This is a genomic window from Streptococcus sp. GMD4S (genome assembly GCF_000296955.1).
This window is the reverse complement of the sequence record NZ_AJRE01000033.1, coordinates 1-26591: the sequence shown is the minus strand read 5'-3', so window position 1 is coordinate 26591 and position 26591 is coordinate 1. Positions and strand designations below refer to the sequence as shown.

The window sequence follows — 26591 nt, the reverse complement described above, 5'->3', positions numbered from 1 at the left end:
GAGAAATTGTTTATTTTTTGTTATAGTCAAAGCGAATGACTTGCTTCTGTGTATCCACATAAGCGTGAACGCCAAAGGGCACAATGGCTCTTGGAGTTGCGTGACCGACATTCAGATTATAGACAATCGGGATATTGTTATCAATGATATCCAATAGTGCTTCCTTATAGTCGTCATAGAAGGTTTCATCCATTGGCTTTCCGACCAAGAGTCCACTGATAACCCCAAATATCCCCGTGTCCTTTAAAGTCCGCAACATTTTTTTGAAATCATCAGGTTCAGGCTTTTCTTCGCTTGTTTCTAGCAAGAGAATCTTTCCTTCCCAGTCACATAAGTCAGGGAAGAGTCGGTACTCTTGGCAGAGGTCCGTGCTGTCTGCGTATCGAGAATTGTCAAAGATATCATAGAGGGACTCAAGGCAACCACCGAGAATTTCTCCCTCAAACTGAGCATTTCCTTGCAACAAATCAAAGCCTGTATTTACATGACTGATACGAGCTGTTCCCAGAGCCTTGGGACTAAAATCAGTCCGTTCCTCATACCAAAGGTCGCTAGGGCGGATTTCTGAGATTCTTCCCGTCTCGATCAATTCTTTAAAGTAGTGGAGACTATAGGGCAACATCTCCTTGTCCAATTCACAAATGTCTGCTAGAAAGGATTGCCCATAAAAAGTCTTGATCCCTAGTTTGTGCAACATAAGGTGGTTCATGGTTGTATCCGAGAAGCCAAGAAAAATCTTTTGTTGGATAACCTTTTGGAGCTGGTCGTTTTCAAAAAGGTAGGGTAGCAAGCGATAGGTATCATCCCCACCGATGGCGCATAGGATCATGTCGATGCTATCATCAGAAAAGGCCTGCATCAAATCCTCTGCACGTGCCTCCGGATGGTCCTTGATAAAGTCTAACCCTTTTAGCGAATGGGGCAGAAAGACAGGATTGAGTCCCAAATCCTTGAGACGTTGAATACCCAAATCGACTTCGTGTTTGACAAAATCCTCTCCGATAACACCACTAGACAAACTCACGATACCAATAGTAGAAACCATATCTCATCCTCCTAGAAATTGATTGAGCCTATTTTATCATAAAAGATGGGAGAAAACTATAGGGATTGGGGGTAGAAGTTCTATTGGATATCAAGAAAGCAAGAAAAAAGCAACCGCTAGTGCAGTTGCTTATCGTTTTACTAATCTGTAATCTCACTAGATATGAGTTACTTGGTTAACTCTTGATTATAGGAGAGGGCTAAATCAATCCAGTAAGGAAGTTCTTTTTGACCTTCAATATCTAGGTCTATATAGCCATGATAAGGTCGCCCTCTCATCAATGTAGTATGAGCTCCTGTTCGGGGTAGAACTTGCTTTTCTATTTCTTTGCCAATTCTGACCATAACCAGTTCGTCCTTTCTGGAACTGACTGTAAGGACCATTTTCCCACGAATCATAAAGGCAAGGCCACCAAACAGTTTCTTTTCTTCTAGCTCTTCTTCGAAAATTTGGGGAGGAAGTTTGAGTGCTAGAATTTTTCGAATCTGCTGAGCTAAAGATTGACTATATGCCATAGCTTTTCACTTCTCTTAATAACGTGATGGGCCTGCGCTTGCGCTTCGGATATTGAAACGTTTCTTGAGATAGAAGCGAAGGGCGAGAAGGGCTGCTCCTAGGACAGCCAAAGGCAATGGAGCAAGGACTGGATTGAGGTTGGCTGGTAGGAAGCTTGTTGCAAAGAAGACAACCAACCAAAGAAGCATAGCAGCGAGGATGACGAGGATTGATTTCCAGAAAGGAGGGCGCTGGCTACGATCTGTGTCTGGTCCATAGTACTGGTAGACAAAGTAGTACATCAAGTAGAAGGCAAGTCCTCCTACAAGTCCAACCAACAAGAGGGTAATCAAGCCATAGCCAATAGCCTGATCTGTAGAGAAGAAGGTAGTCAGAGCGCTAACCAATGCAAAGAGACTGGTGATAAAAAGGGCTGAGTCCATAATCATGAGTTTTGGATCGTCATTTTCTTTTGGATGCTCTTTTTCGTATTGCTCCTTGACAGTGAAGCTATGAGCCCAGTGGGTTGGAGCCCCGTAGAGGGAACGTGCAGTCGTCCCCTTGGCTTGCTCTTCAAGGATTTTAGGAATGACTTCCTCAAAGACAGCCTTGATTTCAGCGTCTGTTTTACCATCTTTAATAAATTGTTGGGTAGCGATGTGGATAAACTCTTGGTTTTTCTTAGTTAATTTTTGTAAATCAATCTGAGACATAGGGATTCCTCTTAGAACCATTTTTTATGGATGAGATAGAGAGTGAGCGAAACACTCATAGCAAAGGCGATAAAGACGATTAACCAGAAGGCATGAGGCTCACCGTTTAGAGGGATTTCATTATCCTTAAAGTTCATCCCGTAGGCTGAGAAGATCATGGTTGGGACAGACATAACGATGGTCACGAGAGCCAGGGTCTTCATGATGTTGTTCTGGTTGTTGGAAATGATAGAGGCAAAGGTCTCTGTCATAGAGTGAAGGACATTTCCATAGATATCTGCCATCTCGATGGCCTGTTGGGTTTCAATCAGAGTGTCTTCGAGTAGGTCTTCGTCTTCTAGGTATTTCTTGATATTGCTAGTTGCGCTAGTCAATTTCTTAATCACGCGCTCGTTCGTCTTCAGTGAGGCCTTGAAATAGACGATGGTCTTTTCCAATTCCATGAGCTCAATCAGCTCTTCGTTTCGAGTGGATTTGTGAAGTTGACTTTCGATTTGTTCACTCTTACGGTCAATCGAACGAAGGGCCGTAAGGTAAAGTTCGGCGTTGCGATAGAGAATCTGGAAGATAAAGCGTGAACGCATGAAGGTGTAAAAGTTGCGCAGTCTACGGTTGATAAAGACATCGAGAACGGGGAGGGGTTCCAAGCAGGTGGTGATAATGGTTTCCTCTGTGATGATAATCCCCAGCGGAATCGTAACGTAGTAGGTACGATTGTTTCTTTCCTCTGTGATGGGAACGTCCACGATGATCAAAGTGTACTCATCTTCGATGGTAATACGGGACATTTCTTCCGCATCGAGCGGTGCTCGAAGGTCGGCAATGTCAATGTCGAAGGCGTTAGCGATTTCCAACGATTCATTTTGTGTAGGATTGACGAGGTTGATCCAAGTACCTGGTTCAAGCGTGTCGATCTCTTTAAATTCCGTTGTTGTTGAGAGAAAAACTTGTTTCATATCCCCTATCCTTTCCTACTATTCAGTGATTCATTTTTTGCACCGTACTATTATACTATAAAAACAGCTTTTTGGGTAATAGAATTTCACATTTTTTGGTATAATGGAAAGCAATAATGGACTAGAAAGAACAAAGATGCAAGATAAAATTGTGATTCATGGGGCACGTGCCCATAACTTAAAAAATATTGATGTGGAGATTCCGCGAGACAAGCTGGTTGTTGTGACTGGTTTGTCAGGGTCTGGGAAATCCAGTCTGGCCTTTGATACCCTCTATGCTGAGGGCCAACGTCGCTATGTAGAGAGTCTATCAGCCTATGCTCGCCAGTTTTTGGGCAACATGGAAAAACCAGATGTAGATGCCATTGATGGTCTCAGCCCAGCTATTTCCATCGACCAGAAAACGACTAGTAAAAACCCTCGTTCGACCGTTGGAACAACGACTGAAATCAATGACTATCTGCGTCTCCTCTACGCACGTGTGGGGACGCCTTACTGTATCAACGGACACGGGGCTATCAAGGCTTCTTCTGTAGAGCAAATCGTGGATAAGGTTTTGGAATTACCAGAACGCCAACGTCTGCAAATTTTAGCTCCGGTCATTCGTAAGAAAAAAGGGCAACACAAGAGTGTCATTGAAAAGGTTCAGAAAGATGGCTATGTCCGTGTCCGTGTGGATGGGGAAGTCTATGATGTGACCGAAGTGCCAGAGTTGTCCAAGAGCAAGCAACACAATATCGATGTTGTGGTTGACCGTATTGTTATCAAGGAGGGCATTCGTAGCCGTCTCTTTGACTCCATAGAGGCTGCCCTTCGTATCGCAGAAGGTTATGTCATTATCGACACTATGGACGATTCTGAGTTGCTCTTTTCTGAGCACTATGCCTGTCCAGTTTGTGGTTTTACTGTTCCAGAGTTAGAGCCACGTCTCTTCTCCTTTAATGCTCCTTTTGGCTCATGCAGTGAGTGTGACGGTTTGGGCATCAAGCTGGAGGTGGATGTTGACTTGGTGGTTCCTGATACCAGCAAAACTTTGCGTGAGGGAGCCTTGGCACCTTGGAATCCTATCTCATCCAACTACTATCCAAACATGCTAGAGCAGGCCATGACAGCCTTTGGAGTGGATATGGATAAGCCTTTTGAGGACTTGTCAGAAGAAGATAAAAACTTGATTCTTTACGGGTCTGATGGCAAGGAATTCCATTTCCACTATGAAAATGAATTTGGCGGTGTGCGCGATATTGACATTCCTTTTGAGGGAGTTGTCAATAATATCAAGCGTCGTTACCATGAGACTAACAGTGACTACACCCGTACCCAGATGCGACTCTACATGAATGAGCTGACTTGTGGAACCTGTCATGGCTATCGTCTCAACGATCAGGCCTTGTCTGTCCGTGTGGGTGGTGAGCAAGGACCACATATTGGTGAAATCTCAGATCTGTCTATCGCAGACCACTTGGAGTTGGTGAGCCAGCTGACCTTGTCTGAAAATGAAGCGATTATCGCCCGTCCCATTCTCAAGGAAATCAAGGATCGATTGACCTTCCTCAATAACGTAGGTCTTAACTATCTGACCCTGTCACGTTCGGCAGGAACCCTATCAGGTGGAGAGAGTCAGCGTATTCGCTTGGCAACCCAGATTGGGTCCAATTTATCAGGTGTCCTTTATATCCTGGATGAGCCGTCGATTGGTCTTCACCAGAGGGATAATGACCGCCTGATTGCTAGTCTGAAAAAGATGCGTGACTTGGGCAATACTCTCATCGTGGTGGAACACGACGAAGATACCATGCGCGAGGCGGATTATCTGATTGACGTTGGTCCAGGTGCCGGTGTTTTTGGTGGCGAGATTGTTGCTGCAGGAACACCCAAGCAGGTGGCCCGTAATAGTAAGTCTATTACAGGCCAGTACTTGTCAGGTAAACGTGCCATTCCAGTACCAGAAGAGCGCCGTGCCGGAAATGGTCGCTTTATCGAAGTGACAGGTGCGCGTGAGAACAACTTGCAAAATATCACTGCTCGCTTCCCATTAGGAAAATTCATCGCGGTGACAGGTGTGTCAGGTTCAGGGAAATCGACCTTAATCAACAGCATCCTCAAAAAAGCCATTGCGCAGAAGCTCAATCGCAATTCAGACAAGCCTGGTAAATTTAAGACGATTACAGGGATTGAGCATGTAGACCGCTTGATTGATATTGACCAGAGTCCAATCGGGCGAACGCCAAGGTCTAACCCGGCTACCTATACGGGAGTTTTTGACGATATACGTGACCTTTTTGCCCAGACAAACGAAGCTAAGATTCGAGGCTACAAGAAGGGCCGTTTCAGTTTCAACATCAAGGGCGGTCGTTGCGAAGCCTGCTCAGGTGACGGGATTATCAAGATTGAGATGCACTTCTTGCCAGATGTTTATGTTGCTTGTGAAGTTTGCCATGGGACTCGCTACAACAGTGAAACCCTCGAAGTTCACTACAAGGAAAAAAATATCTCGCAGGTTTTGGACATGACCGTCAACGATGCGGTGGAATTTTTCCAACACATTCCCAAGATTCAACGCAAACTTCAGACCATCAAGGATGTGGGGCTGGGCTATGTAACGTTAGGACAACCAGCTACCACCCTTTCAGGTGGAGAAGCCCAGCGTATGAAGTTAGCTAGTGAGCTCCACAAACGCTCGACAGGAAAATCCTTCTACATTCTGGATGAGCCGACGACAGGGCTTCATACCGAGGATATCGCTCGCTTGCTCAAGGTTTTAGCTCGCTTTGTCGACGATGGCAATACTGTTCTCGTCATTGAGCACAATCTGGATGTCATCAAGACGGCAGACCATATCATCGATTTGGGACCTGAGGGCGGTGTCGGTGGCGGAACCATCATCGCAACAGGAACTCCAGAAGAAGTAGCAGCCAATGAAGCCAGCTACACAGGACACTATTTGAAAGGAAAGTTACATCATGAATAAACGTGTGCAAGCATTTCTAGCTAAAATGCAAGAAAAAGAACTAGATGGTATCATCATCAACAACCTTAAAAACGTCTATTACCTGACCGGCTTTTGGGGCTCAAATGGAACAGTCTTTATCAGCCGTGACCGTCAGGTTTTGGTGACAGACTCTCGCTATATCATTGCTGCTAAGCAAGAAGTGACAGGTTTTGAGATTGTGGCTGACCGCGATGAATTGGCTGTTATTGCAGGCATTGTTAAGGATATGGGCTTGTCTCGCGTTGGTTTTGAGGACGAGATTTCGGTTTCTTATTACCACCGTATGCAGGCAGCTTTTGCAGGTTTGGACTTGCTTCCACAGACTCAGTTTGTTGAAGCACTTCGTATGATTAAAGATGAGAAAGAGATTGCGACTATTCGCAAGGCATGTTCTATCTCAGACCAAGCTTTTCGTGATGCGCTTGACTTTATCAAACCAGGAAAAACTGAGATCGAAATTGCCAACTTCCTTGACTTCCGTATGCGTGAGTTGGGAGCATCTGGCTTGTCTTTTGATACCATTCTAGCAAGTGGAATCAACTCTTCTAAACCTCACGCCCACCCAATGCACAAGCCAGTAGAACTAGGCGAAGCAATCACCATGGACTTCGGCTGTCTCTACGACCACTACGTCAGTGATATGACACGGACCATCTATCTAGGACATGTCAGCGACGAGCAAGCAGAGATTTACAATACGGTTCTGAAAGCCAACCAAGCTCTGATTGACCAAGCTAAGGCTGGCTTAGGTTTCCGTGACTTTGACAAAATCCCTCGTGATATTATCATCGAGGCAGGCTATGGCGACTACTTTACCCACGGTATTGGACACGGTATCGGACTGGATATCCACGAAGAACCCTACTTTAGCCAAACTTCCAAAGAAGTCATTAAATCTGGTATGGTCTTGACTGATGAACCGGGTATTTATATTGAAGGTAAATATGGCGTTCGTATTGAAGATGATATCTTAATTACAGATAACGGTTGCGAATTGTTGACTCTAGCGCCGAAGGAATTAATTGTTATTTAAGAAAATTAAGATAAATCATTGACTTTTATATTTTAAAGGTTTATACTGATAGACGAAAACGGTAGGTGAGGCTACCATAGGGATACGGATGACTACCGCAAAGCAGTGGAGACACTACTCGTTGGTCAACAGTCCTGGTCGCGAAGGCCAAGACTAAGCTCATTACATCGCCCTATGGAGTTAAAGCTTGAACGAAAAAACAGATAATTAGTTTTTTAATCCTGCCATTTTATGGTGGGATTTTCTACTGTTTTAAGAAAAAGAAAGGAGAAAAACGATGCAAATTGACGATCATCCAGAACCGCACATACACAGCCAATCGCTGATTTGTGTCGTTCTGCCCTTATAAAGTGATTAGTCTCTGTGTATGAAACACATCATTCATACAGATAGGAGAAACCAATGAAAACTACAAAAGAAAGATTAGCAACAGCTATTCACACACCCTTAAACGAAACTCTATCTTTTTATAAGACAAGTCTAACAGGCTTGACTGAGGAGCAGGTGGAGAAAAATCGTGACCTATATGGCGAAAATACCATCACCAAGGGTCAAGAAGACAGTATCCTCAAAAAGATTTACGAATCCATCATCAATCCATTTACAATCATCCTGCTGGTCATCGCTATGATTTCCATGGTGACCAATGTCTGGCTGGCGAAGCCTGGACAAGAAGATCCGACGACCTCTATCATCATCGTTGTTCTCGTTCTAATCTCTGGTGGTATACGCTTTGTCCAAGAACTGCGTAGTGACAAGGCTGCGACCAATCTATCAAAAATGATTGTGAACACAGCCACAGTTATTCGTGAAGGCCAGAGTTTAGAGGTTGCAATTGAAGATTTGGTCGTTGGAGATATAGTCAAATTAAGTGCTGGGGATATGATACCAGCAGACCTCCTTTTGATTGAATCACGTGATTTCTTTGTTCAACAGTCTGGTTTGACAGGTGAAAGTGACTCGGTTGAAAAACTAGCCTTGTCAAAAATGAGTCAGTCAAATTTTGATAGTCTGCTAGAAGCAGAAGCGCTCGCTTTTATGGGAACCAATGTGATATCAGGAAGCGCCAAGGCTTTGATTCTAGCGGTCGGTGATGACACCATGATGGGAGAAATCGAGCAGACTCTCAATACCTATGACGAACCGACCTCTTTTGAACGGGAGATGAACAGTATCTCTTGGCTCTTAATCCGTTTGATGCTGGTCATGGTTCCCATCGTCTTTCTCTCCAATGGCTTGACGGATGGAGACTGGCTGGAAGCTGGCGTATTTGCACTGAGTGTTGGTGTTGGTTTGACACCTGAGATGCTTCCTATGATCATCACAGCCAGTCTAGCAAAGGGTTCTATTATCATGGCCAAGGAAAAAGTGGTCATCAAAAAACTCAATGCCATACAGGACCTAGGTGCTATTGATATCCTATGCACAGATAAAACCGGAACCCTTACCCAAGACGAAATTGTCCTTGAATATCCTTTGGATATACATGGAGATTTGGATTTGTCTGTGTTGAGACGTGCCTACCTCAATTCCTATTTTCAAACCGGTTTGAAAAACTTGATGGACCGTGCCATTATCAGTAGAACTGAAAAAGAAGCTAAAGAACACGCTATTCTACAAAATTTGGATACTAGCTTCCAAAAAATAGATGAATTACCCTTTGATTTTGAACGCAGACGGATGAGTGTCATCGTCAAGGATGAGAACGAAGTTGTTAGTTTGGTAACCAAGGGTGCTCTAGAGGAAATGCTTGCGATTTCAACCCATGTGGAATATCAAGGTCAGATTAGCCCTCTGACGGATGATATCCGAGCGGAAATCTTAAAAGAAGTAGATCAACTTAATCAACAGGGATTGCGAGTCTTGGGAGTCGCTTATAAAACAGGCTTAAAGGAAGGTTTTGCTTACTCCGTTGAAGATGAAAAAGAGATGATTCTAACAGGATATCTTGCCTTTCTAGATCCACCAAAACCATCAGCAGCACCTGCTATCCAAGCTTTGTTAGAACACGGTGTTCAAACAAAGATCTTGACGGGTGACAATGAAAAGGTAACCCAAGCAGTTTGCGAAAAAGTTGGTTTAGACGTTGATCAAATCTTGTTGGGTTCTGATATTGATGCCATGACGGACGAAGAATTGGCCCAAGCAGTTGAGAAAGTGACTGTCTTTGCCAAACTCTCTCCGGATCAAAAAGCACGAATCATTTTACAAATCAAATCGAATGGACATTGTGTCGGCTATATGGGAGATGGGATCAATGATGCCCCTTCTATGAAAGTGGCTGATGTGGGGATTTCTGTTGATACAGCAGTAGATATTGCCAAAGAAACGGCTGATGTCATTTTGCTAGATAAGGATTTGATGGTGCTTGAAAAAGGGCTGGTTGAAGGGCGTAAGGTCTACGCTAATATGACCAAATATATCAAGATGACGGTCAGCTCTAATTTCGGGAACATTTTCTCTCTTTTAGTGTCTGGTATCTTTTTACCTTTCCTTCCTATGGCTCCGATTCACTTGATTGTGTTAAACCTCGTCTACGACCTTTCTTGCATTGCCTTGCCATTTGATAATGTAGATGAAGACTTTTTGAAGCATCCCCATAAGTGGGAAGCTAAGTCTATTACTCGTTTTATGATTTGGATGGGTCCGATTTCTTCTGCCTTTGATATTTTGACCTTTATCTTGCTCTATTTTGTCATTGTTCCAATGGCGACAGGTCAAGCTTATGCTCACGGAGCAGAGTCTGCAACGGGCTTTATCATCTTGTTCCAGACAGGTTGGTTCATTGAATCCATGTGGTCCCAAACCATGGTTATCCATATGCTTCGTTCAGCAAAACTTCCTTTCTTACAAAGTCGTCCATCATGGTTTGTTCTTGGAACAACCTTGCTAGCAGCTAGTTTTGTGACCTTACTTCCCTACTCTTCAATTGCTAGCCTGCTTCATTTAACCCCTTTGGAACCAATTTATTTCCTCTTTTTGCTTTTGATTATCGTTCTCTATATGATAAGTGTTACAGTTGTAAAACGATTGTATATCAAAAAATTTAAAAGTTGGTTATAAATTGATTTTGTCAAGAAAAAAGTACGAAAATCGCGAAAAAAGTTAATTTTTTTTAAAAATAGGTCGCAAGTCGGATGTTTTTTATGGTATAATAGACTAAACTGATAGTAACATGTAGCGAAAGGGGTAGGTACATGATCAAAATTTATACAGTCTCAAGTTGTACTAGCTGTAAAAAAGCGAAAACCTGGCTCAATGCCCACCAGTTAAGTTATAAAGAACAAAATCTCGGTAAAGAAGGAATTACAAGAGAAGAGTTATTAGATATTCTCACGAAAACAGATAATGGAATTGCCAGTATCGTTTCGTCAAAAAACCGCTACGCTAAGGCACTTGGAGTTGACATCGAGGATTTGAGTGTCAATGAAGTGCTCAACTTAATCATGGAAACACCACGGATCTTAAAGAGTCCGATTCTCGTTGATGAGAAGCGCCTACAAGTCGGCTATAAAGAAGATGATATCCGTGCCTTCTTGCCACGCTCTGTCCGTAATGTAGAAAATGCAGAAGCACGTCTACGTGCAGCTCTATAAAACATCAAGGCTGGGAGTGACTCCTAGCCTTGTTTGCTCTTTTGTTTTAAAATCATGTGAGGAATTATGAAAAAGTTACTAATTGCTAGTTTTGCTCTCCTCTTTTTGCTTGCGGGATGTGGGCAAAAAAAGGAAACCCCTGCTGCTTCTACAACAGCATCTGAACCTCTCCAATCCAACCTTCCCGTTTTGGACAATGCCGAAAAGAATACGGTTGTCACCAAGACCTTGCTGATGCCGAAGTCAGAAAATGGAACGCAGCAGATTCAGACCATTACTTATAAAGGCAATCAGTTTTTGACCTTGACCATCCAGCAAAAACGACCTGTCGGGGATGAACTCAAGACCTTTATCTCTGAAAATGGCCTAGAGGAGACGCAAAAAGCGCTTCTAGAAGCGGAAGAAAAGGATGAGACCATCCAAGAGGCACGCAAACTAGCAGGATTCAAACTGGAAACCAAGCTACTCAGCGAGACAGAAATCCAGACGACAACGACTTATGATTTTCAAGTATTGGATGTCAAAAAGGCATCTCAGCTGGAATATTTAAAAAATATCGGCCTTGAAAATCTCTTAAAAAACGAACCTAGCCAATATATTGCAGATAGAGTGGCAAATGGGGCGACAGAACAATAGAAAATCCAAATTAATAGACTGACTTATTTGTAGAACGTCAGGGAATGTGCTATAATAGTACTATTCTAAGGAAAGAGGGTGTTAGAATGGGATTTACTGAAGAAACTGTACGGTTTAAATTGGATGATTCCAATAAGAAAGAAATTAGCGAAACATTGACAGATGTTTATGCTTCTTTGAATGACAAGGGCTACAATCCGATTAACCAGATCGTCGGTTATGTATTGAGTGGAGACCCTGCCTACGTTCCTCGTTATAACAATGCACGAAATCAAATCCGTAAGTATGAGCGTGATGAAATTGTTGAAGAATTGGTACGCTACTACCTAAAAGGACAAGGAGTCGATCTATAATCTATGAGAATTATGGGATTGGACGTCGGTTCAAAAACAGTAGGGGTGGCTATTAGCGATCCGCTCGGTTTCACCGCTCAGGGACTTGAAATCATCCAGATTAATGAGGACCAGGGCCAGTTTGGTTTTGACCGCATCAAGGAATTGGTTGACAGCTATAAGGTAGAACGCTTTGTAGTAGGTTTGCCAAAGAACATGAACAATACCAGTGGTCCGCGAGTAGAAGCCAGTCAAGCCTATGGTGCCAAGCTAGAAGAACTCTTTGGTTTGCCAGTAGACTATCAGGATGAGCGTTTGACAACGGTCGCTGCGGAGCGTATGTTGATTGAACAAGCAGATATCAGCCGTAACAAACGCAAGAAAGTTATTGATAAGTTGGCTGCTCAGCTGATTTTGCAAAATTATTTAGATAGAAAATTTTAAGACAGAGGAGAAACTATGTCACACGATCACAACCATGACCACGAAGAACGTGAATTGATTACACTAGTAGATGAGCAAGGAAATGAAACCTTGTTTGAAATTCTTTTGACCATCGACGGGAAAGAAGAATTTGGTAAAAACTATGTTCTGCTAGTGCCAGTTAATGCAGAAGAAGATGAAAATGGTGAAGTTGAAATTCAAGCTTACTCATTCATCGAAAATGAAGACGGAACAGAAGGCGAATTGCAACCAATTCCAGAAGACTCAGAAGACGAATGGAACATGATTGAAGAAGTCTTCAACAGCTTTATGGAGGAGTGATACAGTCTGGGAGACTGTATCAGCCCAACTCCCAGAAATTGGAGAGAGTTGGAACGTCCGGGGAACGTTTTTAGCCCAGTTCCTTAAAATAAGAGAGAACTGGTATGTCTGGGAGACTGTATCACCCCAACTCCTAGAAACTAGAAAGAGTTGGAACATCCAGTGGATGTTTTTAGCTCACGTTGAAATTCATAGTAGCTAGTGATTAGCTAACCAGGTAAGAGGTCGGGATTTTAGTCCCGACCTCGTTTTTTATTTGTAATCATACTTTGATGCGGTAGTTGATTGGACTTTTGTTAAGGAGACATGTATGTTTGAAGTAGAAAAATGGCTGCATAGTCGGATTGGTTTAAACTTTAGATCTGGACTTGGACGAATGCAGCGAGCTGTGGATTTGCTGGGGAATCCTGAGAAGACTTATCCTATTATCCACGTAACAGGTACTAACGGTAAAGGGTCAACTATTGCCTTCATGAGGGAGTTGTTTGTTGCTCATGGTAAAAAAGTTGGTACTTTCACCTCTCCTCATATCGTCAGTATCCATGATCGAATCTGTATTAATGGGCAACCGATTGCTGATGCAGATTTTATCCGTTTGGCGGAGCAGGTCAATGAGATGGAAAAGACGCTTTTGCAAACCTATGACCAGTTGTCCTTTTTTGAATTACTGACTCTGATTGCTTTGCTTTACTTTAAAGAGCAGGGAGTGGATCTGGTTCTGCTAGAAGTGGGGATTGGTGGTTTGCTTGATACCACTAATGTCGTAACAGGAGAGATTGCAGTTATTGCTTCGATTGGGCTAGATCATCAGGAGACCTTGGGCGATAGTCTGGAGGAAATAGCCGAGCAGAAAGCTGGTATTTTCAAGGCTGGCAAGAAGGCAGTCATTGCCAAGCTTACTCCAGAAGCGGAGCTTGTCTGTCAAAGTAAAGCGAGAGAGTTAGCTGTCGAACTTTATCAAGCTGGGCGAGACTTCACCTTGAATGCTGGGGATTTTTCAAGTAAGCTAGCAAACTTTTCACAGCTTGAAATCGGTTTAGAAGGTGCTTATCAGCAAGAAAATGCCGCCTTGGCTTTAGAAACTTTTCTTCTGTTTATGGCGTCAAGAGGTGAAAGGGTCGAAGAAGAGTTTGTCAGACGGGCTTTGAAGGAGACACATTGGGCAGGTCGATTGGAACGGATTCGTCCACAAATCTACCTAGATGGGGCTCACAATCTGCCAGCCTTGACTCGTCTAGTCGAGTTTATCCAAGGGAAAATCCAGCAAGGTTACCAGGTTCGCATCCTTTTTGGAGCACTTAAACGCAAGGATTATCAGGGGATGTTAGGCTATCTATCTAAGCAGTTGCCTGAGGTGGAACTTAAGGTAACAGGCTTTGACTACCAAGGCTCTCTGGATGAAAAGGATGTGGCGGGTTACGATTTGATTTCTTCCTATGGCGGTTTTATCAGAGAATTTGAAGAAAAGGCCAAAGATCAGGACTTGCTTTTCGTGACGGGCTCGCTCTACTTTATCTCGGAAGTCCGAGCGAGTTTGCAAGGAAGCGATGGGATTAGTTGACCTTCTAGGCTTAAGTTGTTATACTTGAGGTAGGAGGTATATCTGGAAACGATTCCAGCAAAACATTGGCACAAAAGAAAGGAAATCGCTATGAAAACGAAAACATTCACACTTTCTATTGCTTCCCTAGCAATTCTTAGTCTTTTAGCAGCTTGTGGACCTAAGGCACAAGCCCCTACCCAGCAATCTGCTCAGCAATCATCTTCTCAACAAGAATCATCTTCTAGCGCTGCGACAAGTGCTAGTCAACCACAGGCGTCCTCAAGTCAGGACACTACTGTAGCTCAACCTACGAATATCGATGGTACCTATACTGGAAAAGATGAGAATGACCAAATCACTCTTGTTGTAACAGGTAAAACTGGTACATGGACTGAGGTCGAGCCAGATGGAGATAAGGAAATCAAGCAAGTCAGCTTTGAACCAGAAAATCAACGTGTCATTATCGGTGATGATGTCAAAATTTACACGGTTAATGGTAATCAATTGATTATCGACGATATGGACCGAGAGACATCTGACCGAGTGGTATTAACTAAGCAATAATGATTAAGTAAAAGTTCCAATGAGATGAAATCCATCTTTTTGGAGCTTTTTTCTTGAAAAAGTGGCTGGCTGTTCTTTACTAACTTTTTACTTAAAACGCTTACAAATATTTGTAAAACTTCTTATAAGGTCGTATACTTATAGTAAATAATCAAATAGCGCAAAGGCGCAGGAGGAAAAGCATATGGCTACATTTTACGTTCCGGCAGTTAACCTTATTGGTAAAGGTGTTGTAAATGAAGTAGGTCCGTATATCAAGGAACTGGGGTATAAGAAGGCCCTTTTGGTGACAGATAAGTTCATCGAAGGTAGTGATATTTTACCCAAAGTCCTAAAACCGTTAGATGCTGAAGGGATCGAATATGTAATCTTTAGCGATGTGGAGCCAAATCCGACTTGCAAGAACGTCACAGACGGAGTGGCTGTCCTGAAAGAGCATGGATGTGACTTCATCATCAGTCTTGGGGGAGGATCTCCTCAGGATGCGGCTAGTTGTATCTCTATCATTGCTACAAATGGTGGCAAACCACAGGACTACGAAGGTCTCCACAAGTCTGCTAAAAAAGGCTTGCCAGTGGTTGCGATCAATACAACAGCTGGAACTTCTGCAGAAATCACCATTAACTATGTTATTACTGACGAAGAGCGCAAGGTCAAGATGGTAATGGTTGATAAGAATAGCCTTGCCCTTATCTCTGTCAATGATCCAGAACTCATGCTTTCAAAGCCGAAAGGATTGACAGCAGCGACAGGTATGGATGCTCTTACTCACGCTGTCGAAGCCTTGGTAACACCAGGTGCTTATAATGTGACCAAGAAACTTTCTATCGGAGCGATTGAACTCATCAAGGAGTATCTTCCTCGTGCTGTGGCAAATGGCCAAGATATTGAAGCGCGTGAGGGTATGGTCAATGCCATCTTCCTCGGTGGTATGAGCTTTAACAATGCTGGTTTGGGTTATGTTCATTCTATGGCTCACCAACTCGGTGCGGTATATAACTTGCCACATGGTGTCTGCTGTGCCATGCTTCTCCCAGTTGTAGAACGTGAAAATGCCAAGCGTGTACCAGAAGCATTCCGCAATGTAGCCAAGGCTTTGGGACTCCATGTGGAGGGGAAAACAGACCAAGAATGCGCTGACTATGCTATCGCTGAGATTGAGAAACTTTCTGAAACTGTTGGTATTCCGAAGAAACTCACTGAACTCGGTATCCAAGAAAAAGACTTTGACTTTGACTACCTTTCTAAGAATGCTTTGATTGATGCATGTGCGCCAGGCAATCCATTTATGCCAACTTTAGAAGAAACCATTGCTCTCTACAAAGAACTCTTCTAAAAATCAAGTAGAGTAGACGGGACTTGTTCCTCAAAATATAAATAATATTGGAAAGAACTATCATTTTGGTAGTTCTTTTTTTAAAAATTTGCTATCCTAGACATATGAGAAAAATCAAAATTGATGTGGTTGTAGTTCCCTTGAGTGGGCATCTCTTCCCAACACTGAATTTACTTGCCCCCTTGTTGAAGGATCCCTTGTATGAGATTCGATTATTTACAGGACCGCAACGAAAAACTGTAGCAGAGGAGATGGGATTCCGGGTGATTCCCATTTTAGAAAATTGTGTAGATGAGTTTGAGCGTGTAGCCAACAATGAAGGTCAATTAAACCTGTTTTCTGCTTATCGACAGTTGTCAGCTAGTCTTGATTTGATCAATGTGGTTTCAGATCAATTAGTGCAAGAGTGGCAGGAAAATAGACCGGATATTGTGATTGCGGACTTTATAACCCTCTCTGGAGGACTTGTTGCGGAACAGTTGAACATTCCCTGGATTACCACGATGGCGACACAGTTTGCCATTGAAACGACAGATGGACCGCCTTGTTTCTTTGGAGGAATGGGCAGTCCAAAAACATCTTTCCAATCTGGTCTGCAATGGCTAGGAAGAAAAGGGACTCGTTTAGGGAAACGAATCGTAAGCTTTTTATTGAGAGAACGATTGAAACGTTACGATTTTAGGCTCTACAATCAGAAAGGTCAGGAAACCATCTATTCACCCTATTCCATCTTGGGAATTGGGATGAAAGAGTTGGAGCTGAAAAGCGGTTTTCCAGAGCACTACCTTTGGGTGGGACCTTTTGGCTCTTCGATTGAGAGGGCAGAAAATTATCCACTCGATTTGTCTCCTTATGCAGGTTATAAGAAGGTCCTTGTCTCCTGTGGCACTCAGCTAGCATGGGCTAAAGACAATCTCCTCTATCAGACACAACAATTGGCAGAAGCACATCCAGATTGCCACTTCTTTGTGACTCTGGGGTTTGGCGGACAAGACTTCCAATGTGAAGAGCTCATGGACAATGTTTCTGTGGTATCCTATCTTCCCTATAAGGAGTACATTCCTCAGATGGATTATGTGATTCATCATGGTGGTGCGGGTATTTTTTACCAGTGTATCATCTATGGTAAGCCTGCCTTGATTCTCCCCCATGACTATGATCAGTATGACTATGCAGTTCGTGGATTAGAGGCAGGGATTGCCTTGACTGCTAAACGAGAGGATACGGAAGCGATTGGACGTGCCTTTGATGAGTTGTTGGCTAGAGATGACTGGCCAGACTTGAACAGACTTAGTCGTGCAGCTCAAATCTATCAGCCAACAGAGATTCTGAAGAGCGAAATACATCGGCTCTTAGGGGACAAGGAGAAGTAAAAAATGAAGAAAGTATTGGTGACAGGTGCTACGGGCTTTCTAGGCAAGTATGTTGTTGAAGAGCTTAGTCAGCAGGGCTATCAGGTACGCGCTTTTGGACGCAATCGCAATGTGGGTCAGTCTTTAGAAAACTCCTCTGTGGCATTTTTTCAGGGAGATTTGACCAAGCAAGAGGACTTGGCTCGGGTTTGTCAGGGGATGGACATGGTTGTGCATGCGGGTGCTCTTTCTACCGTTTGGGGGCCTTGGGAGGATTTCTACCAGACAAATGTCTTAGGGACCAAGTATGTTCTGGATGCTTGCCGAGAGGCTGATATTCTGCGTTTGGTTTATGTGTCCTCGCCTAGCATCTATGCTGCGCCTCGAGATCAGTTAGCTATCAAAGAAAGTGCTGCGCCTCAGGAAAATAATCTGAACAACTACATTCGTAGTAAGCTGGCTTCGGAGAAGCTGTTTAAGGACTATCCCGATGTTCCGAGTATTATCTTACGACCTCGTGGGCTTTTTGGGATTGGGGATACCAGTATTTTGCCCCGAGTTCTCAAACTCAGTCAGAAGATTGGCATTCCCTTGATAGGGGATGGTCGTCAGCTCATGGATATGACCTGTGTGGAAAATGTCGCTCTGGCAATTCGCTTGGCACTAGAGGCCCCTCAAGCTAGTGGCGAAGTTTATAATATTACCAATGGGGAACCAAGAGCCTTTAAGGATTTGATAGAAGAAACCTTGAGAGGGTTGGGTTATCCAATAACATACAGAAAAGTGCCAGCTCCTCTTCTTTCAGTTATTGCCAGTAGTTTAGAGTTTCTGTATAAGGTATTAAAACTCAAAGGTGAACCGCCACTGACACGCTATACCTATTATCTGCTCCGTTATAGTCAGACGCTGGACATCAGCAAGGCGGAGCGAGACTTGGGTTATCGCCCTCAGATCAGTATTTCGGAAGGGATTGAACAATATGTCCAAGATTATCGAAAGCATTGATTATTTCCCAGCAGGCTATTGTACCAGCTACACAGGTTTGCTATTTAAGGGAGTTAAGAATCAAAAGATGACCTTTCCAGCAGGTGTTTTTCTTATCAAACACAGGGACAAGGGCTATCTCCTCTATGACACAGGCTATCATTACGATATTAAGACCCGGCTTCGCTATGGTTTCTATCGGCTAGGAACGCCCGTTCAAATGACGGAGAAGGACCAGATTTCACGTTTGCTGGAAGCGAAGGGAATCAAACCAGAAGAAATTAACTATGTTCTTCTATCACACCTACATCCAGATCATCTGGGAGGAGCTAGTTTCTTTCCTCGTGCAACCTTTATCTTGACAAAAGAAGTATATGAAGTCTACCAAAAACCCAAGTTGAAAGACCTGATTTTCAAGGAGTTTTTACCAGCTTCTTTTGAGAAAAATCTAACCATTATCAGAGCTGACCAGCAAGTTTCAACTTTTCCCTATCGTCCGATTTGTGATCTTTTCGGAGATGGCAGTATCCTAGTAGCCTCTGTTGACGGGCATGCTAGGGGGCAAGCCTGTCTATATTTTCCAGACCTTAATCTCCTCATTGCAGCGGACCTCTGTTGGGGAATTGACCTCTTACCTTACACCAAGCAGATGCACCTGATTCCTTCCTTGGTCCAGGATAATAGGGCCGACTATATCAGGGGGACAGAGTTTCTGGAGGAAGTCTTAAAGGCCGGTATTGAGGTAGTTGTTAGTCATGATCCTGTAGAAAGGATAGAGTCAATCTTACATGAAAAAAATAACCTTTCTTAAAACCTTTATCCAAACTCGTTGGCTTCATCATTTCAAATCTCGAGAAGCTGTAGAAAACTATCAGAAAAAGCAATTAGCCAACTATATGGACTTTTTAAAGCGAGAGTCTCCCTACTTTAAAAATGGGATTCCTAGCAACTTTGACCATATGGACAAGGCTTTTATGATGGAACATTTTAATGAGCTCAACACCCAAGGAGTGGATAGAGATGAAGCCTTATCCTTAGCTATTGAAAGTGAGAAGACCCGTGACTTCACTGAACTTAAAGGGGAAGTAGCCGTCGGTCTGTCTTCAGGGACGTCTGGACATCGGGGGCTCTTTATCACAACAGAGAAAGAGCGAAGTATGTGGGCTGCAGCTATCTTGGCAAAGATGTTGCCCAAGGGTCAGCTTTTTGGACACCGCATCGCCTTTTTCCTGAGAGCTGATAATGAACTCTATCAGACCATCAATACGGCGCTCATTCGTCTAGAGTATTTTGATATTTTCAAACATACAGATGAGCATATCGAGCGACTCAACAACTATCAACCAACGATTATTGTGGCGCCAGCCTCGATGTTGATTGAATTGAGCAAGCGTCTCAAGGATGGAGAGTTAGCTATTCACCCACAAAAAATCGTTTCGGTGGCGGAAATCTTGGAAGATAGTGATAGGGGACGGATCGCAGAAGCCTTTTCACTATCCATCATTGACCAAGTTTATCAGGCGACAGAAGGTTTCCTAGCCTGCACTTGCTCAGCTGGAAATCTACATCTCAACGAAGACATTATCTTTGTGGAAAAGCAGTATCTAGATGACCGCCGTTTTTATCCAGTGATTACGGACTTTAAGCGAAGTAGTCAGCCTGTTTATCGCTACCAGCTCAATGATATCTTGGTTGAAAATCCGGAGCCTTGTCCCTGTGGCTCCTACTATACACGGATTGACAAGGTCGAAGGACGCTCTGATGATATCTTCTACTTTGAAGGGCAGAATGGGGGACAGGTAACCATCTATCCAGACTTTATCAGGCGTTGCATCCTCTTTGTGGAGAATGTAGGAGATTACCAAGTTAAGCAACATTCCGAGAAATTAGTGGAAGTTTGTTTAAGCCGACGAGATGAGGACGTAGAGACAGCAATTTTAGCACAGTTCCAACTCTTGGCCCAGCAAAAAGAGTTCATAGTTCCTCAAATCCAATTTTCAGATTATCACTGGGATACTAGCCGTAAACTCAAACGAATCCAACGTTTATGAAAGGATAAAAGACAATGACAGAAGTAAAAAGACATGTAGAAATCGCAGGTTATGGTGTTTGCCTTCCCAAGCATACCGTCCAATTCAAAGACCAGACCCGTTATCGTGTAGTTGAAAATGAAGAAACGCAACTCGACTTGGCAGAGGTAGCGATTCAGCGTGCGCTTGAACATGCAAATTTAGATATTAAAGATATCGATTGCCTTGTATCAGCTAGTGCAGTTGGAGTTCAGCCTATTCCTTGTACTGCTGCCTTGATTCATGAGCGCGTGGCAAAAGGACTCTCTATTCCAGCTATGGATATCAATACGACCTGTACCAGCTTTATTTCTGCTCTATCGACTATGTCCCACTTGATCGAGGCGGGCGAATACAATCGTGTCTTGATTGTGTCTAGTGAGGTTGGTAGTTTAGGGCTCAATCCCAAGCAGAAAGAAAGTTTTGAACTCTTTAGTGATGGGGCAGCAGCCTTTATTTTCCAAAAAAGTCATCAGGAAAAAGGGGTCATTGCTAGTCTCCAACGTACTTGGTCAGAAGGGGCTCACGATACGGAGATTCGTGGAGGTCTGACTTCTTTTCAACCAAAAGAGTACTCTGAAGCGACGAAGACCAACTATATGTTTGACATGAAGGGGAAGAAAATCCTCCTCTTGTCTGCTCGTAAAATCCCAGTCATGTTTGAAGAGTTTCAAGAAAAAACACAGCTAGCCTTGGCAGACGTGGACTATATCATTCCTCACCAAGCAAGTCGTGCTCTTCCTTTGGTCATGGAAAAACTAGGTGTGGCTGAGGATCAGTACCTCAATCTCGTCACTGACTATGGAAATATGGTGTCAGTCTCTGTACCGTTTGGCTTGGCTTATTCTTTGGAGCATGGACTTATCAAGGAGGGAGATGTCGTCTACCTTATGGGGACTGCAGCTGGTATGACGGTCAATATGTTGGCTTTGAAATTGTAATAATCATCTAAACACGGAACGACTGGAACTTGAGCAAAGGTAAAAGGTTGCCATCTACCCCTGAACTGAGGTATACTAGTAGAAACATTAATTTATCAAGCAGTTAAGGAGAATGTTAGAAAAGGAAGGGGATGTATGACAGCTAGAAAAATGCAGCTACTCATGTCAAAATATGGTTTTAGTATTACCATCATGTTGGCAGAGTTGTTTATCGTCTTTGGTTTATTTCTCTATCTTGGGCAAATGGCTCCAATTGTCTGGATTATCCTAGTCATTTTAGTGAGCTTAGCGACTATTGTATCGATTGTTAATCGATCTATGAATCCTGAGAGTAAGGTAACATGGCTATTAGTAGCCTTTGTGCCAGTGTTTGGTCCCTTACTCTATATCATGTTTGGAGAGCGTCGTTTATCTAAAAAAGAAATGAAGCAGCTAAAGCAGCTCCAATCAATGGTTGATCGAGAGGACAATAGCAGAGCTCTCCGTTTGGAGTTAAAAGAGCAAGACAAGTCGGCTTATGGCGTTATCAAATCTCTCCTCAGCATGGACACGAATGCCGATGTCTATGATCGAACGGATACACGATTTTTTGCATCTGGTGAAAGCATGTGGCATCAGATGCTAGAGGATCTCAGGAAAGCGGAGAAATTTATCTTTCTTGAGTACTATATCATCGAAGAAGGCTTGATGTGGAACAGTATTTTAGAGATTTTGGAAGAAAAGGCTGCTCAAGGAGTAGAAGTTAAGCTCCTCTACGACGATATTGGATGTATGGCAACCTTGCCTGGGGATTATACCATCCAGCTTCGTAGCCGAGGGATTGAAGCCTATAAATTTAACAAGGTGATTCCACGCTTGACTGTTGCTTATAACAACCGTGATCACCGTAAAATCATGGTTATCGATGGGCAGATTGCCTATACAGGTGGTGTCAATCTAGCAGACGAGTATATCAACCATATCGAACGCTTTGGTTATTGGAAGGATAGCGGTATTCGTCTGGATGGACCGGCAGTTAAAGCTTTTACCAGACTCTTTTTATCTGCCTGGTATATCAACCGTGGAGAGATTAGTGATTTTGACCAATACCATCTCGAAAATCAGCCCAAAGATGGGATGGGGCTCTGTATTCCCTATAGTAGTGGGCCAAAACCCATCTACAGAGCTCAAGTTGGAAAAACGGTTTACCAAAATCTTATCAATCAAGCTACAGATTACGTCTATATCACGACTCCCTATCTGATTGCTGACTACGATCTAACTGAAAGTATCAAAAATGCAGCTCTGAGAGGGGTAGATGTGCGAATTGTGACACCGTGTATCCCAGATAAGAAGGTTATTCAGTTAGTTACTCGAGGAGCCTATCCAGACTTGTTATCTGCGGGGGTTCGTATTTATGAGTACAGTCCGGGATTCCTTCATAGCAAGCAAATGCTTGTCGATGGAGAGGCAGCTACTGTGGGGACCATCAATTTTGACTATCGTAGCTTGCTCCACCACTATGAAAATGCCGTCTTACTTTATAGAACGCAGTCCATCATCGATATTGAAAGGGACTTCGAAGAGATTTTTAAAGTTTCTCAAGAAATTTATCCTCACACTATCAAAACAAGCTGGTATCAAAGCCTAATCAAGGAAATTGTCCAGTTGTTTGCACCTATGCTCTAACTATCCATCAAGATCTAGCCCAAGGCTGGATCTTATTTTTGTCTTCTTACGAATAGATAAGTAAAGGAGAAAACCATGCTTAATCTAGAAGATGATGATTTTATCAGAGAGTATAGAAACAGTCGATTCCACCGTTTTCGTGAAATCGAACGCTTTGCGCTATTGGATAAGAAATTCAGCAAATATCAATCCCAAGCTGACATTCCTGTAAGATTTTGATATACTAAAACAGATAAACTTAGAGGAGAAATTGAATGAACGTATACGGGAAAATAGATGAGAAACAAGAAGAATCTCATTACCAAGACTGGTCAGTGCCAGAAAAACGAGAAGGAGCTCCCATTCCCTTTTTTAGTATTTTGCTTTGGAGTTTAGTGGCCACAGCCATTTCGGTTGCCCTGCCTTTTATTTTTGGTTTAATCAGTCCGCAACAAACCCAGGATCTTTATACCGGTTGGGCCTTGCATCAAAATGGTCAAATGTATACAGATTATTTTGGGACGGAGGGATTGCTCTATTATGTGCTAACCTACCTTTTTCAAGGCAGTATTCTGATTGCTTTGGTTGAGTGGTTGGCTTTGTTTGGAGCAGGTGTTTTTCTTTTTAAGGCTGCGGATACTCTTGTCGGCCAAGAAAATGAAGCGAAGCGAGTTGTCTTTATTCTATACTTGCTTGTAGCGGGCCTCGCTTTTGGTGGCGGTTATGCTCTCTTGCTAGCCCTGCCTTTCCTATTTTATTCATTGAGTATCGTTACAAATTATCTAGCTTTTCCAAAGGATGATAAAGGATTTGTACGAGTGGGGATGAGCCTTGCTCTCGCTTTCTTCCTTGCGCCAATCCCAACCGTCTTGTTTGCGGCTGTACTGGCCTTGGGCATCATCGGCTATAATCTAGCTAAAGGTCACTTTGTTCATGGCTTATATCAGTTCTTTGCGTCAGCCCTAGGATTTTCACTCTTATTCTATCCTTTAGGCTACTATACAGTGTGGACAGGTAGTTTTGGAGATGCCATTAGCCAGACCTTGTATCCGGTAAATACTCTTAGCCTCTTTTCAAATTCGCATTTGCTTGAAAATGCAGCCTTCTACGGTTTGCTTGCTATTGGATTAGGTTCCCTTGTCTTGCTCTTTACAGGCTTGTTCCAGTCAAAACCAGCCAAGCAATATGCCCTCTCAATTGCTGCTAGCTTGGGATTGTTGGTTTCTTTGGGAATCTTGATTCTCTCCAAAGAACCTATCAACGGTACTCGTCTTGTGGTGCTAATTCCTTTCTTGGTCTTGCTCCTTCTGACAGGAATCAAGGAAGATGTTTCGGATGGAGGCGGTCGTCGTAGAAGAAGACGTGAGAAACAAACTTCTTTCCTTAAAGGAAATTTCTATCTACCACTGATTGCCCTTGCCTACCTTATTGTTCTTCCTATCGTGAGTCGCTACCTTTCGCACCCAGCGACTTATCAGGAGAGAGACCGTCTTGCTAGCGTGGTTAAACAACAAACGAGTTCTGAGGATCGTGTCTATGCTTGGGATGATCGTCCTGATTTCTACCGTACCAGTGAGCGCTTGGCGCCAACTTCTCTATCAACTCCAACACTCTATACTGCAAGCGATGAAAATAAAACTAAACTGATGAATGATCTGAAAGAGAATCAACCGAAGATGATTGTGGTCAATCAAAAAGTTGCCTTGTGGTCAGATGTAGAGAGCTGGCTCAGTGAAAACTATGAGCTTGTTCAGACAGATACTAGCGAGTTCAAACTTTATAAATCCAAATAACAAAAAATCAATATCTTGTGGAATTTTAAAATTTTTAGGATTTTTAACACAAGATATTGATTTTTATTTTTAGAGTGGTATAATACTTCATAGAACAACATTTTAGAAAAGAGCATGGATATGATTGTATTAGAAGAAAAGCTTGCAACCGTTCCCACCTTGTTCGTTGAAAAACGAGATGGTAGACGTGTGGTGTTTGATGTAGACAAGATTGACAAGGCTCTCCACAAGGCGGCGGAAAAGGTTATGGACGTTACGCCTCTAGTAGAAAAACGCCTAAATGGTCTAGTTGAAAGAATCGTGACTGAAATTCACAGTCGCTTCCCTCAAGGTGTCAAGATTTACGAAATTCAAAATGTCGTAGAACATGAACTCCTTGAAGCCAAAGAGTATGCGCTGGCTGAGGAGTATATCACTTATCGGACACAAAGGGATTTTGAGCGCTCAAAAGCGACAGATATAAACTTTAGTATCCATAAACTGCTCAATAAAGATCAAGCAGTTGTCAATGAAAATGCCAATAAAGACAGTGATGTCTTTAATACTCAGCGTGATTTGACAGCAGGGATTGTTGGGAAATCAATCGGGCTGCAAATGCTTCCTAAGCACGTAGCTAATGCTCACCAAAAAGGGGATATCCACTATCATGACTTGGACTACAGCCCCTACACTCCGATGACCAACTGCTGTTTGATTGATTTTAAAGGCATGTTGGAAAATGGTTTTAAGATTGGAAATGCAGAGGTAGAGAGTCCCAAGTCTATCCAGACTGCGACAGCTCAAATTTCACAAATCATCGCCAACGTTGCTTCTAGCCAGTACGGGGGCTGCTCAGCTGACCGTATTGATGAAGTCTTGGCGCCTTATGCAGAGAAGAATTACCAAAAGCACCTCAAGGATGCGGAAGAGTGGGTCTTGCCCGAGAAACGTGAAGATTACGCTTGGAAGAAAACCCAAAAGGACATCTACGATGCCATGCAATCTCTTGAGTATGAAATCAACACTCTCTTCACTTCAAATGGACAAACACCTTTTACTTCGCTCGGTTTTGGTCTAGGAACTAGTCGTTTTGAACGGGAAATTCAAAAAGCTATCTTGACCATTCGTATCAAGGGGCTTGGTTCAGAACACCGCACAGCCATCTTCCCTAAACTCATCTTTACGCTTAAAAGAGGACTTAACTTAGAGGAAGGTTCACCTAACTACGACATCAAACAGTTGGCCCTCGAGTGTGCAACCAAGCGGATGTACCCAGATGTTTTGTCCTATGATAAGATTATCGAACTGACTGGTTCTTTCAAGGTTCCTATGGGTTGTCGCTCCTTCCTCCAAGGATGGAAAGATGAGAATGGTGTCGAGGTCAATTCAGGTCGGATGAATCTAGGTGTTGTGACGGTCAATTTGCCTCGTATCGCCCTCGAGTCTGAAGGGGATCTGAATAAGTTTTGGGAAATCTTCAACGAACGTATGAACATCGCAGAAGATGCTCTGGTTTACCGTGTTGAACGGACCAAGGAAGCAACACCAGCGAATGCCCCTATCCTCTATCAGTACGGAGCCTTCGGTCGCCGTCTCGGAAAAGAAGAAAGTGTTGATCAGCTCTTTAAGAATCGCCGTGCGACAGTTTCGCTGGGCTACATCGGTTTGTATGAAGTGGCGACGGTCTTCTTTGGTAATAGCTGGGAAAGCAATCCTGAAGCCAAGGAATTCACGCTTGACATCATTCGTGATATGAAACGACGTGTGGAAGAGTGGTCAGATCAATATGATTACCATTTCTCTATCTACTCAACACCATCCGA

The 26591-nt window shown here is 43.2% G+C and carries 24 protein-coding genes and 1 riboswitch; of the genes, 20 read left to right on the top strand and 4 right to left on the bottom strand.

Annotated elements, in window-relative coordinates:
- Window positions 1–10: 10 nt before the first annotated feature.
- The 4 genes from GMD4S_RS02735 to GMD4S_RS02720 all read right to left on the bottom strand — a co-directional run bounded on the left by GMD4S_RS02735 (window position 11) and on the right by GMD4S_RS02720 (window position 3209).
- Entirely contained in the window at window positions 11–1045 is a 1035-nt protein-coding gene (locus tag GMD4S_RS02735; protein ID WP_000255130.1) for a S66 family peptidase, read from the bottom strand.
- Between the two features lie 167 nt (window positions 1046–1212).
- Window positions 1213–1560, bottom strand: a complete 348-nt coding sequence (locus GMD4S_RS02730; RefSeq protein WP_000331822.1) for a TfoX/Sxy family protein — start codon at window positions 1558–1560, stop codon at window positions 1213–1215.
- Window positions 1561–1575: 15 nt separating this feature from the next.
- A complete protein-coding gene (locus GMD4S_RS02725) occupies window positions 1576–2253 on the bottom strand; it encodes a DUF1129 domain-containing protein (protein ID WP_000077993.1) in 678 nt (225 codons plus the stop codon).
- 11 nt (window positions 2254–2264) lie between these two features.
- On the bottom strand, window positions 2265–3209 hold the full coding sequence (locus GMD4S_RS02720) for a magnesium transporter CorA family protein (protein WP_000815617.1): 945 nt from the start codon (window positions 3207–3209) through the stop codon (window positions 2265–2267).
- Window positions 3210–3345: 136 nt separating this feature from the next.
- Here GMD4S_RS02720 and uvrA point away from each other — a divergent pair, with 136 nt between their 5' ends.
- From uvrA to nrdD, 20 genes are all read left to right on the top strand, one after another.
- Complete coding sequence (gene uvrA / locus GMD4S_RS02715; RefSeq protein ID WP_001152875.1) at window positions 3346–6177, top strand: excinuclease ABC subunit UvrA; 2832 nt, start codon at window positions 3346–3348, stop codon at window positions 6175–6177.
- Entirely contained in the window at window positions 6170–7231 is a 1062-nt protein-coding gene (locus tag GMD4S_RS02710) for a M24 family metallopeptidase (protein ID WP_001042876.1), read from the top strand. Before uvrA ends, GMD4S_RS02710 begins: the two co-directional genes overlap by 8 nt.
- Window positions 7232–7286: 55 nt before the next feature.
- A riboswitch (M-box (ykoK) riboswitch) is annotated at window positions 7287–7438 on the top strand.
- Window positions 7439–7633: 195 nt separating this feature from the next.
- Entirely contained in the window at window positions 7634–10294 is a 2661-nt protein-coding gene (mgtA, locus tag GMD4S_RS02705; RefSeq protein ID WP_000858853.1) for a magnesium-translocating P-type ATPase, read from the top strand.
- Between the two features lie 134 nt (window positions 10295–10428).
- Entirely contained in the window at window positions 10429–10827 is a 399-nt protein-coding gene (gene spx / locus GMD4S_RS02700; RefSeq protein ID WP_000591165.1) for a transcriptional regulator Spx, read from the top strand.
- A gap of 66 nt (window positions 10828–10893) precedes the next feature.
- Window positions 10894–11463, top strand: a complete 570-nt coding sequence (locus GMD4S_RS02695; protein ID WP_000734687.1) for an SP0191 family lipoprotein — start codon at window positions 10894–10896, stop codon at window positions 11461–11463.
- An 86-nt stretch (window positions 11464–11549) separates the two neighbouring features.
- Complete coding sequence (locus GMD4S_RS02690) at window positions 11550–11816, top strand: IreB family regulatory phosphoprotein (RefSeq protein WP_000507059.1); 267 nt, start codon at window positions 11550–11552, stop codon at window positions 11814–11816.
- Between the two features lie 3 nt (window positions 11817–11819).
- Complete coding sequence (gene ruvX / locus GMD4S_RS02685; RefSeq protein WP_002876031.1) at window positions 11820–12239, top strand: Holliday junction resolvase RuvX; 420 nt, start codon at window positions 11820–11822, stop codon at window positions 12237–12239.
- 15 nt (window positions 12240–12254) lie between these two features.
- Window positions 12255–12560 (top strand): DUF1292 domain-containing protein, encoded by a 306-nt coding sequence (locus GMD4S_RS02680; RefSeq protein ID WP_000017624.1) that lies wholly within the window; start codon window positions 12255–12257, stop codon window positions 12558–12560.
- 310 nt (window positions 12561–12870) lie between these two features.
- Window positions 12871–14121, top strand: a complete 1251-nt coding sequence (locus tag GMD4S_RS02675) for a bifunctional folylpolyglutamate synthase/dihydrofolate synthase (protein WP_000464360.1) — start codon at window positions 12871–12873, stop codon at window positions 14119–14121.
- 90 nt (window positions 14122–14211) lie between these two features.
- Window positions 14212–14667: an SP_0198 family lipoprotein gene (locus tag GMD4S_RS02670; RefSeq protein WP_000853130.1), complete on the top strand. Its 456-nt coding sequence runs from the start codon at window positions 14212–14214 to the stop codon at window positions 14665–14667.
- Between the two features lie 184 nt (window positions 14668–14851).
- Window positions 14852–16003 (top strand): iron-containing alcohol dehydrogenase, encoded by a 1152-nt coding sequence (locus GMD4S_RS02665; RefSeq protein WP_000190390.1) that lies wholly within the window; start codon window positions 14852–14854, stop codon window positions 16001–16003.
- 104 nt (window positions 16004–16107) lie between these two features.
- Window positions 16108–17376 carry a glycosyltransferase gene (locus GMD4S_RS02660; protein WP_001226466.1) on the top strand — a complete coding sequence of 423 codons (1269 nt, stop codon included), beginning with the start codon at window positions 16108–16110 and terminating at the stop codon, window positions 17374–17376.
- A 3-nt stretch (window positions 17377–17379) separates the two neighbouring features.
- The gene (locus GMD4S_RS02655) at window positions 17380–18360 is read left to right on the top strand and encodes an NAD-dependent epimerase/dehydratase family protein (RefSeq protein ID WP_000757307.1); all 981 of its coding nucleotides are present in this window, start codon (window positions 17380–17382) and stop codon (window positions 18358–18360) included.
- Window positions 18335–19150, top strand: a complete 816-nt coding sequence (locus tag GMD4S_RS02650; protein ID WP_000034634.1) for an MBL fold metallo-hydrolase — start codon at window positions 18335–18337, stop codon at window positions 19148–19150. The genes GMD4S_RS02655 and GMD4S_RS02650 overlap by 26 nt, the downstream gene beginning before the upstream one ends.
- Window positions 19128–20390, top strand: a complete 1263-nt coding sequence (locus GMD4S_RS02645) for a F390 synthetase-related protein (RefSeq protein ID WP_000724365.1) — start codon at window positions 19128–19130, stop codon at window positions 20388–20390. Before GMD4S_RS02650 ends, GMD4S_RS02645 begins: the two co-directional genes overlap by 23 nt.
- Window positions 20391–20404: 14 nt before the next feature.
- A complete protein-coding gene (locus GMD4S_RS02640) occupies window positions 20405–21349 on the top strand; it encodes a 3-oxoacyl-[acyl-carrier-protein] synthase III C-terminal domain-containing protein (RefSeq protein ID WP_000141197.1) in 945 nt (314 codons plus the stop codon).
- Window positions 21350–21484: 135 nt separating this feature from the next.
- A complete protein-coding gene (gene cls / locus GMD4S_RS02635) occupies window positions 21485–23017 on the top strand; it encodes a cardiolipin synthase (protein ID WP_000126977.1) in 1533 nt (510 codons plus the stop codon).
- A 75-nt stretch (window positions 23018–23092) separates the two neighbouring features.
- Window positions 23093–23236 carry a hypothetical protein gene (locus GMD4S_RS13485; RefSeq protein ID WP_000933184.1) on the top strand — a complete coding sequence of 48 codons (144 nt, stop codon included), beginning with the start codon at window positions 23093–23095 and terminating at the stop codon, window positions 23234–23236.
- A 35-nt stretch (window positions 23237–23271) separates the two neighbouring features.
- The gene (locus GMD4S_RS02630) at window positions 23272–24789 is read left to right on the top strand and encodes a hypothetical protein (RefSeq protein WP_001103711.1); all 1518 of its coding nucleotides are present in this window, start codon (window positions 23272–23274) and stop codon (window positions 24787–24789) included.
- 120 nt (window positions 24790–24909) lie between these two features.
- A partial coding sequence (gene nrdD, locus GMD4S_RS02625; protein ID WP_008289088.1) for an anaerobic ribonucleoside-triphosphate reductase occupies window positions 24910–26591 on the top strand: 1682 nt, incomplete at its 3' end.